Here is a 15191-nt window from a genome sequence, read left to right as displayed (position 1 = left end):
CTACGGCGGATTCGATCGGCTGTGGCATCAGCCGGATCATCGGCCTATTGGTGCAACGCAAGGACCTGCGATGCGTCGTATGCAATGCATGCCGCCAAAGGATAACCCGGATTGCCTACCCATGGGCGCGACGGCGTGCTTTTGTCAGCTCAGGTTTTGTGCGCGGGATACGCGCGGAGATAGTCCATGACGATCAAGATGCCTTTGCCCGATCAGGGCATTCTCGGCCGCCGCGACGAGATCATCGCAGCATTGCGGGCCATCGTTCCCGGCGAGGGCGTGATCGAGACCGAGCGGGAAATGAAGCCCTACGAATCCGACGCGCTGACGGCCTACCGCCAGCCGCCGATGGTCGTGGTGCTGCCCGACACCACCGAGCAGGTCTCCAAGGTTCTGAAATATTGCCACGACAACGGCATCAAGGTGGTACCGCGCGGCAACGGCACCTCGCTGTCGGGCGGTTCGTTTCCGCTCGCCGATGGCGTGCTGCTCGGCCTGTCCAAGTTCAAGCGCGTGCGCGAGATCGACTTCGACAACCGCGTTGCGGTGGTCGAGCCGGGCATGACCAACCTCGCGGTCAGCCAGGCAGTGGCGCATGAGGGATTCTACTACGCGCCCGATCCGTCCTCGCAGATTGCCTGCTCGATCGGCGGCAACATCGCGGAAAATTCCGGCGGCGTTCACAGCCTGAAATACGGCCTCACCACCAACAATGTGCTGGGCTGCGAATTCGTGCTTATCACCGGTGAGATCCTGCGGATCGGTGGCCGCGCCCCGGAGAACGACGGCTACGACCTGATGGGCGTCATCACCGGCTCGGAGGGACTGCTCGGCGTCGTCACCGAGATCACGGTACGCATCCTGAAGAAGCCGGAAACCGCGCGTGCGCTGATGGTCGGCTTCTCCGAAGTGGAGGCGGCAGGCGAGTGTGTCGCGCGGGTGATCGGTGCGGGCATCATTCCCGGTGGCATGGAGATGATGGACAGGGATGCAATCCACGCCGCCGAGGCCTTCGTCCATGCCGGCTATCCGCTCGATGTCGAGGCGCTGCTCATCATCGAACTCGATGGGCCGAGCATCGAGGTCGACGAACTGATCCGCCGCGTCGAGAAGATCGCCTTGGATTGCGGCTCCAAGACCTGCCAGATATCCAATTCCGAACAGGAGCGGCTGTTGTTCTGGGCCGGCCGCAAGGCAGCGTTCCCAGCTGTCGGGCGACTGTCGCCGGACTATCTGTGCATGGACGGCACCATTCCGCGCGGCAAGCTGCCGGAGGCGCTGGTAGGCATTCGCGAGCTTGGCAAAAAATACGGGCTGCGTTGCGCCAACGTGTTTCATGCGGGCGATGGCAATCTGCATCCGCTGATCATGTACGATGCCAACGTCGCCGACGAGATGCAGCGCGCCGAGGATTTCGGCGCCGATATCCTGCGGCTGTGCGTCAAGCTCGGCGGCGTGTTGAGCGGCGAGCATGGCATCGGCGTCGAAAAGCGTGACCTGATGCCGGAAATGCTGAGCGATATCGATCTCGCCCATCACCAGCGCATCAAATGCGCGTTCGATTCGGGCGGGCTGCTCAATCCCGGCAAGATGTTTCCGGTCCTGCATCGCTGCGCGGAGCTTGGCCGGATGCATGTGCATGGCGGCAAGCTGCCGTTCCCCGACATCCCGCGATTCTGAGGAAGGTTTGACGTGGTGGAGACGTTGAAGGTTCGAGACGCCAGGGACGTCGAGATGGCGGTGCGCGAGGCGATCGAGGCGGAACAGCCGCTGGAAATCGTGGGGCACGGCAGCAAGCGCGACATCGGCCAGCCCGTGGCGACCAACGCGGTGCTCGATCTGTCGGCGCTGAATGCGGTGACGTCCTATGAGCCGCACGAGCTGATCGTCACCGTGCAGGCCGGGGCACCGGTCGCCGATGTGATCGCGATGATGGATGCCAAGAACCAGGAATTCGCGTTCGAGCCGATGGATACCTCGGTGCTGCTCGGAACGAGCGCGGGGCAGGGTACGATCGGCGGCATGATCGCATCGGGCCTTTCGGGGCCGCGCCGTATCCGTTCGGGCGGCGTCCGCGACCATCTGCTCGGCGGCAATGCTGTGTCGGGCTTTGGCGACGCATTCGTGGCCGGCAGCCGCGTGGTCAAGAACGTCACGGGCTATGATATTTCCAAGCTGCTGGCGGGCTCATGGGGCACGCTCGCGGTGCTGACGGAGGCCACCATCAAGCTGGTGCCGAAGGCCGAGGCGCAGACCACGCTGGTGCTGCGCGGCCTCGATGACGCCACCGCCAACAAGGCGATGACCAAGGCGCTGGGCTCGTCCTTCGACGTCTCGGCCGCAGCGCATGTTCCTGCGGCCAATCAGCAGGCACCCGACGGCGCGCTGGCAAAGGCGGGAGCGCCGCAGCAGGCGCTGACGCTGGTTCGGGTCGAAGGCATCGACGTCTCGGTGGCGGAACGGGCGCGGTCGCTGGCGGCGCTGCTCTCCTCCTTCGGTGCGGTGGAGACGATCGCGGACGATGAATCGGCTGCGATCTGGGCCGCCTTGCGTGATGTGACGCCGTTTGCCGCGACGTCGTCTCTTGGTGGTCATATGGTCTGGCGCATCGTCTGCCCGCCGACCGCGGGTGCGGCGCTCGGCATGGCGCTCAAGCGCGAGACCGGTGGCGAAGTCATCTACGGCTGGGGCGGGGGCTTGATCTGGGCGGCGCTGCCGCCCGCCGCCGACGCCCATGCCGCCAAGGTCCGTGCTCATGCAGAGGCGGCTGGAGGCCATGCCATGCTGCTGCGCGCGCCGAAGGATGTGCGCGCCGCCATCGATGTGTTCCACCCGCAGGCTCCGGGCGTTGCGGCGTTGAGCCGCCGCCTCAAGCATAGCTTCGATCCCCGTCATATCCTCAACCGCGGCCGCATGCGCCGGGACGACAACCCATGAAGACCGATTTTTCTCCTGCCCAGCTTGCCGATCCGGATATTGCGGAAGCCAACACGATCCTGCGCAAATGCGTGCATTGCGGTTTCTGCACCGCAACCTGCCCGACCTACGTCCTGCTCGGCGACGAACTCGATAGCCCGCGCGGGCGCATCTACCTCATCAAGGAGATGCTGGAGAAGGACCAGAAGCCGACGGCCGAGGTGGTCAAGCATATCGACCGCTGCCTGTCCTGCCTTGCCTGCATGACGACGTGCCCTTCGGGCGTGAACTACATGCACCTCATCGATCAGGCCCGCGTCCGGGTAGAGGAGAGTTATTCCCGCCCGCTCGGTGACCGCCTGATCCGTGCGCTGCTGGCCTATGTGTTGCCGCGTCCCGGCTTATTCCGTGCCGGCATGATGGCGGCGCGGCTGGCGAAGCCGTTTGTCGGCCTGCTGCCGGGCTCCGCAAAAGCAAGCCATCCGCCGACATTCTTCGACCGGTTGCGGGCGATGCTGGCGCTGGCGCCGGGTGCGCTGCCGTCGCCGGGACCTGCGGGTGGCACGGTGTTCCCCGCGCAGGGAACACGGCGCGGGCGTGTTGCGTTGCTGCAAGGGTGTGCCCAGCAGGTGCTGGGACCGAACATCAATCAGGCGGCGATTCGCCTGCTCACCCGGCTCGGCGTCGAGGTGGTGCTGGTCGCGGATGAACAATGCTGTGGCTCGCTGACGCATCACATGGGCCGCGACGACGACGCGCTGCACCGGGCAAAGGCCAATATCGATGTCTGGGTCCGCGAGGCCGATGCAAACGGGCTCGATGCGATTCTGGTGACGACCTCGGGCTGCGGCACCACGATCAAGGATTACGGCTATCTCTTACGCGAGGACAAAGCCTATGCGGCGAAGGCCGCGCGCGTATCGCAACTCGCGAAGGACATCACCGAATATGTCTCTGCGTTAAATGTGCAATGGCCACGGCCTCAAAATGAAATCGTCGTCGCCTATCACTCCGCATGTTCGCTCCAGCATGGACAGAAAATCACGGAGCTTCCGAAAGAATTGCTTTCCAAGAGCGGATTCGTGGTGAAAGATGTGCCTGAGGGTCATCTGTGTTGCGGATCGGCTGGGACGTACAACATCCTCCAGCCCGAGATTGCAAGGAGATTGCGCGAGCGTAAGGTCGCCAATATCGCATCCGTCAGGCCGGACATCGTGTCGGCAGGCAATATTGGGTGCATGGTGCAGATCGGCAGCGAACTCAAGAATGCCGAAGGCGCACCGATCCCGGTGGTTCACACCATTGAATTGCTCGACTGGATGACCGGCGGCCCGTCCCCGCACAATACCCTGCCTGCAAACAGGTGATCGGCTGCCGTGAGGGCAGGAGGCCTTCCGTTAAGGAAGCGCCTTGAAACGTCGATCGATCATCCCGCCGAAGGGAAACAGGAGGACGGCATGGCTAAGGGTAAGAAGAGTAAGAAGGTCAAGAAGCAGAAGAAAGTAAGCCGGGCAAAGACCGCGCGGCGCCCCGCGAAGAAGTCGGCGAAGAAGAGCAGCCGCAAGGCCGCCAAAAAGTCCTCGGCGAAAAAGGCCGCCAAGCGCTCGGCGAAGAAGTCGGCCAGGAAAGCTGCAAAGAAGTCAGCCAAGAAGGCGGCCAAGCGTCCGGCGAAGAAATCGGCCAAGAAGGCCGTGAAGAAAACCGCCAAGAAGGCCGCTCCGAAGAAGGCTGCAAAGAAGCGCGCCGCGCCGCGTAAGGCGGCTGCGCCTGCCCCAGCGGTGGTCCCATCTTACGATGAGCCTATGGCGAACCTGTCGGAATCCTCGCAATTGTCGCACTCGAACTGGTTCACCGGCGAGGACAAGGACGAACACCAGTCCTGACAGGACGATGGTTTCCCACCAGAAGCCGCGCCGCAAGGTGCGGCTTCTTCGTTTTGAGGGGTAGCCTCCGCGGGAGTATTTAAGCGATTCGGATGCGGGGTCGTCCGGAGTGGGGCGATGTATTCCAGCCTGCGCAGAGAAAAACATATCGTATCGGGGGCGAATTACGCGTTTTCTCCGTTGTCGAAATGCAACATTGTGACAGAGAGAGCGGCCTTGATGGCGGAATCGCCTAATAAGGCAGCAATTGCCCGGCATTTTTGCTTTCCCCTTTTCATGCTGCTTCGCACATTGGCCCCACGAAAGACGTTCGTTCTCAATGCCCGCCACTCCGGTTATCGGCCATGGCGGGCTTCAACGGTGGGGGTAGTTATGAAATCGGTTCTTCCAGCCGCGGCGGCGGTTGTAGTTAGTCTTCTCGGAGCGCAGGCGGCGGTCGCGGCCGATCTTCCGGTCAAGGCCTTGAAGGCTCCGGCGGTGACGGCGTTCGATCCGTGGGACATCGCCTTTGGTGCGGGCGTCATGAACGATTACGTCTTCCGCGGCATCACGCAGTCCAATCACAAGCCGTCGGTCACCGCCTATTTCGAGCCGCGCTATAACGTCACCAAGGACCTGCAGTTCTATGTCGGCTCTTCGTTCGAGAGCATCTCGTTTCCGAACCGAGCGGCGGCCGAGGTCGATATCTACGGCGGTGTCCGCCCGACCTTTGGCGCCCTCGCGCTCGATTTCGGTGTCTGGGGCTACCTCTATCCAGGCGGCACCTGTGTCGGCAACGGCACCGCTGGTTCGTTCGGCGTGGCTGGCTCCTGCGGCTTCGACAACCAGATCGTGCTGGCCAACGGCAACTTCCTGAAGAAGGACGTCTCCTTCTACGAGGTCTACGGCAAGGCGAACTACACCTTCAACGATACCTTCGCGATGGGCGGCAACGTGTTCTACACGCCGAGCTTCCTGAACTCGGGCGCGGAAGGCACCTACGCATCGGTGACCGCCAAGATCACGGCACCGAGTTCGTTCCTGCCGAACGGCATCGGCAGCTATGTCTCCGGTGAGTTCGGCCGCCAGTGGCTCGGCACGTCCGACTCGTTCTACGGCAACATCGATTACAAGGACTACAACACCTGGAACGTCGGTATCGGCTTCACCTACAAGGTGTTCACGCTCGATCTGCGCTATTCCGACACCAACCTCAGCAAGGGTGATTGCAACGCCTTCACCAGCGACTACACCGCCAGCCAGACCGGTTTCATCACGCCGATCAACGCGGCTCCTGGCTTTGGCTCGAAATGGTGCGGTGCGAGCTTCATCGCCAAGCTCTCGGCCGACCTGACGCTGATGAGCAACATCAAGTAAGCTCTCCTCCAAGATCGACTACAGAGGGCGGCGGAGCAATCCGCCGCCCTTTTTATTTGTAGTGTCAGCCTGCGGGCGCGGAGGCGGATTGTTCGACGAGCGCGTGATCCGTCACGGCGACATGACGCTGATGGAAGGCCGCGAGCGTGCTGCGGTGGCCGATCGAGACGACCGTGCTATCCGGCAGCCGCTGCGCGATCAGGCGATACAGCAAGGCCTCCGTCGCCTCGTCGAGTGAGGCGGTGGCCTCATCCAGCATCAGGAATTGCGGTTTGTGCAGGAGCGCGCGTGCGATTCCGAGCCGTTGCTGCTCGCCGGGCGACAGCGACTGATTCCAGTGCCCGGTTTCGTCGAGTTGGCCTGCGAGTGCGGGCAGGCCGACATCGGCGAGAGCGGCTTCAAGCGTCTCGCGGTCGAAATGACCCGGCATCGCCGGATAGGCGAGCGCGTCCGACAATGGCCCGACCGGAAAATATGGCCGCTGCGGCAGCGACATCAGCGTCGCGCCCGCCGGGATTGAAACCGTGCCCGCGCCGAACGGCCAGGTTCCAGCGATCGCACGGAACAGCGTGGACTTGCCGGAGCCGGAAGGGCCGGTCAGCAGCGTGCGCTGATGGCCGCGCAGCGTGAAGTCGCTGGCGACGAGAAGCGGGGTGCCCGTCGGAGAGGCGAGTTGCAGGTTCTTGAGAATGATGCCGTCCGCGCCGCCTTCGGGCGCGAGGCGGATGTTGCCGCGCCGCCGCTCGCGCGCGGTTGCCATCGAATGCTCAAACCCTTCGAGACGGTCGATCACCGCCTGCCATTCGGCCAGTTGCCGGTAGGCGCTGATGAAGAACGACAGCGCGCCCTGGACGCTAAGGAAGGCGGAGGCCGCCTGCATCACGCCGCCGAGCAGGGTCTTGTGCGCGAAATAGGCGGGCGCAACCATCATGTAGGGAAAGATCTGAACGGCTTGCGCATAGCTCTGGGTCACGGCCGTGATCTTCGTGGTGCGGATCATGATGGCGTGCCAGTTGCGGATGATGGCGCCCAGCCGCTCCGACAGCCGCAGATGTTCGGCATCGCCACCCTTGAGCAATGCGATCTGTTCGGAATTTTCCCGCGCGCGCACGAGGTTGAAACGGAAATCGGCCTCATAGCGCTGCTGATGGAAGTCGAGCTTGATCAGCGGTTTGCCGATCAGATGGGTGAGGATCGTACCGCCGATCGCATAGATCAGCGCCGCCCAGACCAGGTAGCCTGGGATGCTGACCGCCGCGCCGAACAGATGGAGGGGAGCCGTCTCCGACAATCCCCAAAGGATGACGACGAAAGAGACCAGCGTCACCACTGAGTTGAGAAGGCCAAGGCTGAGCGTCAGAAACTGCTCGATGAAGATACGTACGTCCTCGGCGATACGCTGGTCGGGGTTGTCGGCCGGATCGCCCGCAAGCTGCATCCGGTAGTGTGTGGTGTCATCCAGCCATTCGCCGAGATATCGCTCGGTCAGCCATTTGCGCCAGCGGATCTGAAGCCACTGGTTGAGGTAGAGCTGAAGGATCGCAATGACGATGAAGATTGCCGCCACCACGCTGAAGTAGATGATCTCATGAACGAAGACGTCCCACTTATACTCTTGCAGTGCAGTATAAAACCGATTGCGCCACTGGTTGATGAGGACGTCGATCGCCACGGTACCGAGTTCGATGGCGACGATAGCCGCGAGCAGGATGCCGCCGGCCCATTTGTCTTCCGAACGGAAATAGGGGGTCGCCAGTCGCCAGATTGTGGCGAGCGCCGATGCGATACGTTTCACGGATAATCTCCTGAAAGGTGGCCGGGTGACGCCACGGGAGAGTGGCGCGGACCGAAGACAGACCCCTGCGTAAAATAAATCACTGAATAAGACTAAAGTTAGGGCCGGGTTCGGTTGCGTTGTCTTGTGCGAAATCCCTTACCGCTTTTAGCATGCGACATAACGGCAAGGCCGGGGAGCACTTCACGAGTTGGCGAGAGATTCCGCTTACTTCTAGCGCCGGCCGCCCAAATTCCTCCCTCAAGATGCCTCGCCTCAGGCTCCGGGCAGTTCGCTTCTCCCGGGGCGACATAACCGCGTGGGGGAGAAGGAATACATGTGGAATCAAGTCTATAATCCATTCAACAATCAGGTCTTATCGACCATAGCGGCGGCGATTCCCGTCGTCACGCTGCTGGTCCTGATCGCATCCAACAAGGTCAAGGTTCACATCGCCGCGATCACCGCCTTGATCGTCGCCAACCTTGTCGCGATCTTCTTCTTCACCATGCCGGCCGGCATGTCGATCCGGGCCTCGCTGCTCGGCGTCGTCACTGGCTTCTTCCCGATCGGCTGGATCGTGCTGAACGTCATCTTCCTCTACCGCCTGACGGTGGAGAAAGGCGTATTCGAGACGCTGCAGAACACCATCGGCGGCGTGACCCGCGACCGGCGCCTGCAGATCCTGCTGATCGCCTTCTCGTTCGGCGCCTTCTTCGAGGGTGCCTCGGGCTTCGGTACCCCGGTCGCGGTGACCGGCGCGATCCTGATCGGCCTCGGCTTTTCGCCGCTCGCCGCCTCGGGCTTGTCGCTGATCGCCAATACCGCCCCAGTTGCCTACGGCGCACTCGGCACGCCGATCGCCGGTCTGTCCAGCGTCACCGGGCTTGATCCGTTCCTGCTCGGCGCGATGGTCGGACGCCAGTTGCCGATCTTCTCGCTGATCGTGCCGTTCTGGGTGGTCTGGGCGTTCGCCGGGTTCAAAGGCATGAAGGAAGTCTGGCCGGCCATTCTGGTGACCGGCATTTCCTTCGCCGTCCCGCAATTCCTGATCTCGAACTTCGTCAACCCCTGGATCGTCGACATCGGCGCCTCGCTGATCTCGATGGGGGCGCTGATCCTGTTCCTGAAGGTCTGGCATCCGAAGACCATCTGGACCTCGGCGACGCTGGGAGCTCACGATGAATCCTCCGGCACCATGGCGCCGGTTGTTCAGAGCACGGTGAAGCCGACCCGCGAGGAAGTGTGGAAGTCGCTGCTGCCGTGGATCATCGTCTGTATCGTGCTGCTGATCTGGGGCACCGACCACTTCAAGAACGCCGTCAATTCCTGGGCGACGTGGAAGTATGCGGTTCCTGATCTCGACAAGATGATCATGAAGGTCGCGCCGATTGTGGCGAAGCCCACGCCGGAAGGTGCCGTGTTTGCCTTCACCTGGCTGTCCTACACCGGCTCCGGCATGCTGATCGCCGCTATCATCTCGGGCTTCCTGATGGGGTATTCCCCGCTCGGGCTGATCCGGGTCTATGGCAAGACCATCAAGCTGTGCGCCTACTCGCTGATCACGATCTCGGCGATGCTGGCGATCGGCACGTTGACCCGTCTGTCCGGCATCGACGCCACGCTCGGCCTCGCCTTTGCCGCGACCGGCGTGCTGTATCCGTTCTTCGGCACCTTGCTCGGCTGGTTGGGCGTGGCGCTGACAGGTTCGGACACCGCATCGAACGTGTTGTTCGGCAACCTGCAGAAGATCACCTCCGAACAGCTTGGTCTGTCTCCGATCCTGATGAGTGCCGCGAACTCCTCGGGTGGCGTCATGGGTAAGATGATCGATGCTCAGTCGATCGTGGTGGCATCCACCGCGACCAACTGGTACGGCCACGAAGGCTCGATCCTGCGCTTCGTGTTCAAGCATTCGATCACGCTGGCCTGCCTTGTCGGCCTGTTCGTGATGCTGCAGGCTTACGTCCATCCGTTCTCGGCGATGGTCATCAAGTAAGCGCTGTATTCCAAACGAGAAATCCCCGCGGCTTGCCGCGGGGATTTTTTGTTGACGGTATGGCAGGCGTGCTGGTGCGGTGCTTCGCCCCTCGCCATTGTCACAATTCGCTTCTAGACATCTCCTGCCCATCACGACGGAAATCGGAATGCTGGACTACAAACCCATGATGCTGGCCGCATTTGCGGCATTGATGCTGACGACGCTACCCGCGCGGGCACAGGAATTTCCTTTCGGCCTTGAGATGACCCTCGATGCGCCGCAAATGGCGGGTGCGCGCCGCCTGCCGACGCTCGAGATCGGCGAGAACGGCGAGGCCAAACTCGATCTGTGGTGCAAGTCCGGCCGCGGCCAATTCTCGGTGGCCGGTGACACGGTGATTTTCATGCCGGGCACGATCGCCGATAACAGCTGTACGCCGTCCCTGGCGCAGGCCGATGACGCGCTGATCGCCAATCTCGGCGCCGCCGCGAACTGGAAGCGTCAGGGAGACGCCATCTCCTTCATCGGTCCGACGACGCTGCGTTTCCGCGTGAATTCGAACTGACGCAGGCTTCGGCAACGCCGCTTACGTGTCCCGCAGGATCATGTCGGCGCATTCGCCTGCAGCCTGGATGACACCGCTGTATCCGCCGAATCCGGCATAGGCGGAAGCAAGGTAGAGTCCCTGAAGGGGTGTGGCCGGGCTGCGCCTGGGCCCGCTGAACAATGAGCGCGGCGGTGTCGGCGCGAAACCATAGACTGCGCCGCCCGGAGAGCCGAGATATTGCCGCACCGAGTACGCCGTGTTGAACGACGACGCCACGATGGATTGGGCCAATCCCGGAAAATGCCGGTCGAGATAGGCGACGATCGCGTTCTGCCAGCGCGCGCGCTTGGCGCGGTAGCCATCCTGATCGAGACCTTCCCAGTTTGAGAGCGTGTCCGGTGCGATGATCGACAGCACATAAGGCGGCGCGGGGATGCCTGACTCGATCGCGGCATAATCGACCATCGCGAGCGGCGGCATCTTCTCGCCCGGCTCGTCTCGCATCAGCGTCGTTGCCTGCGCATAATCTGCCAGCGTTGTCATCCAGTCCGGCAGCAATTGCGTGGAGTAGGCGGTGAATCCGAATGCGCCGGGCGGCTTTGAAAGGCCGAGCGTGAGCGCGAACAGCGAGATCGAGGAAGGCCGCGATTCATAAGGCGCGAGGAAAGGCTTGGCCTGTTTCGGCGGCAGCAGCGCGGCCACCGAGGCGGGCGCGCCATTGCAGACGACGCGCTTACTCTCGACAGTTTTCGGGTCGCTGCCGTCCTTGGCGGTGTGATGGACGCGGAACGTACCGCCGTCCTTTTCGATGGCAGTGACGATGCGGCGCAGGATAGTTTCGCCGCCGGCTTTCTTGATCTCGCGGGCCAGCGCGCTGGAGAGCCGCTGCGATCCGCTATGGATATAGCGCCCGCCGCTGAGCAGCAGGCCGCCTTGCGCCATGGCGAAATAGACCCACCACAGCGTCGCGGGGTCGTCGTGATAATAGCAAAGGTTCGCGGTGAGGGCGCATTTCAGCGCCTCGTTGTTACCGAACGCTTGCTGGAGCTTTTTCGCCAGCGGCAGCTTCCAGTCGCGGATCGCGGGCGCAAGCGACATCAGCGCGCTGTAGATATCGCCGGACCGGCGGGCTGGGGCATCGCCCTGCGTCAGCGCTCCGGCGGCGGAGGCGATCTGCTTCATCTCGCAGAGCAGCCGCGCGATCGCTTCGCGCGCCTCGGGAAAACGGGCGCTCAATGCTTCGCGCGCGCCGTCAAAATTATCCGGCACCAGCAGCGGAGACGATAACGGGCCGCCGCGCACCTCGTAGAGCGCGCCGCCCGGTGACCATTTCAATGTCTCAAGAATGCCCGCGCGCGCCAGCGGAAGATGCTTGGGATCGCGCGGGTCGTGCGGATCGCCGGTTTCGTGCAGCGAGCCCTCGACGAAGAGATCGCCGACCTTGTAGCTCGATGCCGCGCCGCCGACGGAATTGCTTTTCTCGATCACGAGCACTTTGCGGCCCGCGCGCGCCAGCAGCGCGCCGCTGGTCAGGCCGCCGAGACCGGCGCCGACGATGATGATGTCGTATGACATCAGTCCTGAACCGGGTTGCTGCGGGAGATGACGGCCATCATTTCCACGCCGCTTGCTCGGCATCCCAGCGTTGCCCCTTGAGGTCGGCTGCGATGCCCTGCACAAGGCCGTCGTCGTCGGTGTAGGTGCTTTCGGTTTCGTCGCCGGTCGAGGAATCCGCGAAGTTCAAATGCGGGCCGGCGGTTTCATCGCGCGTCGTCGTCGCCGGCACGCCGAGCCAGATCACCAGCCGGTCGGCATTGCCCGGCTTTTCGGGCCCGACCAGCGCCGACACTTCCAGCGTGTCGGTGAGGTTCAGTGCGGGCACGAGGGTGTTGGGGCGTTTCATCGTGATCGTCAGCTCGCCCGTGGTGTCGCTCCATTTGGTGCTGGCGGCTTGCGCCTTGAGGATTTTCGAGGCGCTGGCCGCGAGCGCGGAGGCCAAGTGGTCGCGGTCGAGTTTGCCGTCCTTGCGCCAGTCGGCGGCGGGAATCCGGATGGCGCGCTCGGTATCGTAACTGCCGGTGGTCCAGCCTGCGGCGATCACGCCCGGCGCAGTCTTTAAGCGCGCGAGGAGGGCGCCCGCGCGCTGCGGATCGACATCGAAGCGCACGAGCTGCGTGCCGGTGCGCAGTGCCGCGCAGTCGGTGGAGAGGCTGTCGAGCGACAGCTCGATATCGTCGTTGCGCAGGCTTTTCAGAAGATCGGCGAAATTCTCACGCTTGACCCTGAGGGCAAGCGATTGCGGCGACAGCTCGGTGAAGTCCGCCGGGTTCGCGGTGATGCTGTCGTCTGTGTTCTGAGCGGCCTCGAACTCCCGCTGATCGGAATCGGTGTTGTCGGTCGAGGTGACCTCGGACGTCTTGTCGCCGATCGTGATCTTGCCCTGGAAAGTGATGGCCCTGTTCTCGGGCTTGCGCGTCAGGTTGACGGTGACAGGCAGTTTTTCCTCGGTGGTCTGGCCGGTGCCGCTCAGCTTCTGGCCGTCGGCTTTCAGTTCGATGGCGAAGCGATCCTTGTGCTCGGAGCCGATCGAGGCCGAATAGCAGACATCGAGCACGGTCGAGGTGATCTTGCCGCCGTCGTGGATCTCGCGAATGAAGGCATCGACGGGCAAATCGCCGAGAATGTCGCCAAGCCCGGTGAAGTAGCGCACCTCGCCGCCAACAAGCGGGCTTTTCGCGGGCGTCTTGGCCGTCTGCGCCATCGCAAAAGGACACGCGGCAATGCCGAGGATGAGGGCCGAGCAGGCAACGGTCGAAAATCGCATCAGGGGCATCCTGCGTGAAGCGGGGAACGTCCATCGAAACAAGCGGGGCGACCATAGACGCTTATCTGTATGATTTGAACGCCATCTCATTGCCGGAATAGCGTTTTCCTCGTTTCAGCGGTTGAGGGGCGGGTATTATTTGCCGCAAGCGCCGCTGTGCCCGCCGTAAAAGTATCGGCAACAAAAAAGCCGCCCGAAGGCGGCTTTTCGTTTTCTTCGAGAGAAGTGCGGGCGAGAGCTTAGAAGCCCATGCCGCCCATTCCTCCCATGCCGCCCATTCCGCCGCCACCCGGCATCGCCGGCGCGGGTTCCTTGGGCAGTTCGGCAACCATAGCTTCGGTGGTCACCAACAGGCCCGCGACGGATGCAGCGTCCTGAAGCGCGGTGCGCACCACCTTGGCGGGGTCGATGATGCCCTTGGCGACCATGTCGACATACTCTTCGTTCTGGGCGTCGAAGCCGAAGGTCTCGGTCTTGTTCTCGAGAATCTTGCCGACCACGATCGAGCCCTCGACACCGGCGTTCTCCGCGATCTGACGGATCGGGGCTTCCAGCGCCTTCAGCACGATATTGATGCCGGCCTGAACATCGGAGTTGTCATTGTTGATGCGGCCGACCGCCTTCTTGGCGCGCAGCAGCGCGGTGCCGCCGCCCGGCACGATGCCTTCCTGAACGGCCGCGCGGGTTGCGTTGAGTGCGTCCTCAACGCGATCCTTCTTCTCCTTGACCTCGATCTCGGTCGCGCCGCCGACGCGGATCACCGCGACGCCGCCCGCGAGCTTGGCAAGACGCTCCTGCAGCTTCTCGCGGTCGTAGTCCGAGGTGGTCTCCTCGATCTGCGCCTTGATCTGGTTGACGCGGGCCTCGATGTCCGCCTTCTTGCCCGCACCGCCGACGATGGTGGTGTTCTCCTTGTCGATCACCGCCTTCTTGGCGCGGCCGAGCTGCTTGAGCGTGACGTTCTCAAGCTTCATGCCGAGATCTTCGGAAATGAGCTGGCCGCCGGTGAGGATCGCGATGTCCTCGAGCATCGCCTTGCGGCGATCGCCGAAGCCCGGCGCCTTGACGGCCGCGACCTTCAGGCCGCCGCGCAGGCGGTTGACGACGAGGGTGGCGAGTGCCTCTCCCTCAATGTCCTCGGCGACGATCAGGAGCGGCTTGCCCGACTGCACCACGGCTTCCAGCACCGGCAACATCGCCTGCAGGCCGGTGAGCTTCTTCTCGTGCAGCAGGATGTAGGCGTCATCGAGCTCGGCGGTCATCTTCTCGGCATTGGTGACGAAGTAGGGCGAGAGATAGCCGCGATCGAATTTCATGCCTTCGACGATATCGACTTCGGTGTCGAGGGACTTCGCTTCCTCGACGGTGATGACGCCCTCATTGCCGACCTTCTGCATCGCCTTGGCGATCATCGAGCCGATGGTGGAATCGCCGTTGGCCGAAATGGTGCCGACCTGGGCGACTTCGGAGGACGAAGCGACCGGCTTGGCGCGCTTCTCGATGTCCTTGATGACGGCGGCGACGGCGATGTCGATGCCGCGCTTGAGGTCCATCGGGTTCATGCCGGCGGCAACCGACTTCGCGCCTTCGCGCACGATCGCCTGGGCAAGCACGGTGGCGGTGGTGGTGCCGTCGCCGGCGAGGTCATTGGTCTTGGAGGCGACTTCGCGCAGCATCTGTGCGCCCATGTTCTCGAACTTGTCCTCGAGTTCGATTTCCTTGGCGACAGTCACGCCATCCTTGGTGATGCGGGGTGCGCCGAAGCTTTTGTCGATCACGACGTTGCGGCCCTTGGGACCGAGCGTGACCTTCACCGCGTTGGCGAGAATGTCGACGCCGCGCAGCATGCGTTCGCGCGCGTCGCCCGAGAATTTTACGTCCTTGGCAGCCATGAGAAATTACTCCGAATT

Annotated in this window: 11 protein-coding genes; 7 read left to right on the top strand and 4 right to left on the bottom strand. The window is 62.8% G+C overall.

Features of this window, described 5'->3' with window-relative positions; genetic code table 11:
* Positions 1-186: 186 nt before the first annotated feature.
* From AC1RNA_RS01060 to AC1RNA_RS01040, 5 genes are all read left to right on the top strand, one after another.
* A complete protein-coding gene (locus tag AC1RNA_RS01060; RefSeq protein WP_009339845.1) occupies positions 187-1680 on the top strand; it encodes an FAD-linked oxidase C-terminal domain-containing protein in 1494 nt (497 codons plus the stop codon).
* A 15-nt stretch (positions 1681-1695) separates the two neighbouring features.
* Positions 1696-2937 (top strand): FAD-binding protein, encoded by a 1242-nt coding sequence (locus AC1RNA_RS01055; RefSeq protein WP_492951159.1) that lies wholly within the window; start codon positions 1696-1698, stop codon positions 2935-2937.
* Complete coding sequence (glcF, locus tag AC1RNA_RS01050) at positions 2934-4283, top strand: glycolate oxidase subunit GlcF (RefSeq protein WP_492949931.1); 1350 nt, start codon at positions 2934-2936, stop codon at positions 4281-4283. Before AC1RNA_RS01055 ends, glcF begins: the two co-directional genes overlap by 4 nt.
* Positions 4284-4373: 90 nt before the next feature.
* A complete protein-coding gene (locus AC1RNA_RS01045) occupies positions 4374-4799 on the top strand; it encodes a hypothetical protein (protein ID WP_492949930.1) in 426 nt (141 codons plus the stop codon).
* A gap of 372 nt (positions 4800-5171) precedes the next feature.
* Positions 5172-6155 (top strand): TorF family putative porin, encoded by a 984-nt coding sequence (locus tag AC1RNA_RS01040; RefSeq protein ID WP_492949929.1) that lies wholly within the window; start codon positions 5172-5174, stop codon positions 6153-6155.
* Positions 6156-6219: 64 nt separating this feature from the next.
* Here AC1RNA_RS01040 and AC1RNA_RS01035 read toward each other — a convergent pair whose 3' ends face one another.
* Positions 6220-7950 (bottom strand): ABC transporter ATP-binding protein/permease, encoded by a 1731-nt coding sequence (locus tag AC1RNA_RS01035; RefSeq protein ID WP_492949928.1) that lies wholly within the window; start codon positions 7948-7950, stop codon positions 6220-6222.
* Between the two features lie 316 nt (positions 7951-8266).
* Between AC1RNA_RS01035 and AC1RNA_RS01030 the strand changes: the two genes are divergently transcribed.
* Together AC1RNA_RS01030 and AC1RNA_RS01025 are read left to right on the top strand one after the other, a co-directional pair.
* A complete protein-coding gene (locus AC1RNA_RS01030) occupies positions 8267-9928 on the top strand; it encodes an L-lactate permease (protein ID WP_009339851.1) in 1662 nt (553 codons plus the stop codon).
* Positions 9929-10076: 148 nt separating this feature from the next.
* Positions 10077-10475, top strand: coding sequence for an META domain-containing protein (locus AC1RNA_RS01025; RefSeq protein WP_009339852.1), 399 nt, complete (start codon positions 10077-10079; stop codon positions 10473-10475).
* A 21-nt stretch (positions 10476-10496) separates the two neighbouring features.
* Here the strand turns inward: AC1RNA_RS01025 and AC1RNA_RS01020 are convergent, their stop codons facing one another.
* From AC1RNA_RS01020 to groL, 3 genes are all read right to left on the bottom strand, one after another.
* Complete coding sequence (locus AC1RNA_RS01020) at positions 10497-12032, bottom strand: phytoene desaturase family protein (RefSeq protein ID WP_492949927.1); 1536 nt, start codon at positions 12030-12032, stop codon at positions 10497-10499.
* A 37-nt stretch (positions 12033-12069) separates the two neighbouring features.
* Positions 12070-13281, bottom strand: coding sequence for a hypothetical protein (locus AC1RNA_RS01015; RefSeq protein ID WP_492949926.1), 1212 nt, complete (start codon positions 13279-13281; stop codon positions 12070-12072).
* Positions 13282-13520: 239 nt separating this feature from the next.
* Positions 13521-15173, bottom strand: coding sequence for a chaperonin GroEL (gene groL, locus AC1RNA_RS01010; protein ID WP_492949925.1), 1653 nt, complete (start codon positions 15171-15173; stop codon positions 13521-13523).
* Positions 15174-15191 lie beyond the last annotated feature (18 nt).

The sequence above is a fragment of the Afipia sp. GW821-FHT14H12 genome (assembly GCF_058803465.1).
Note: the sequence above shows the minus strand (reverse complement) of the source record. Positions and strands in the feature narration are given on the sequence as shown.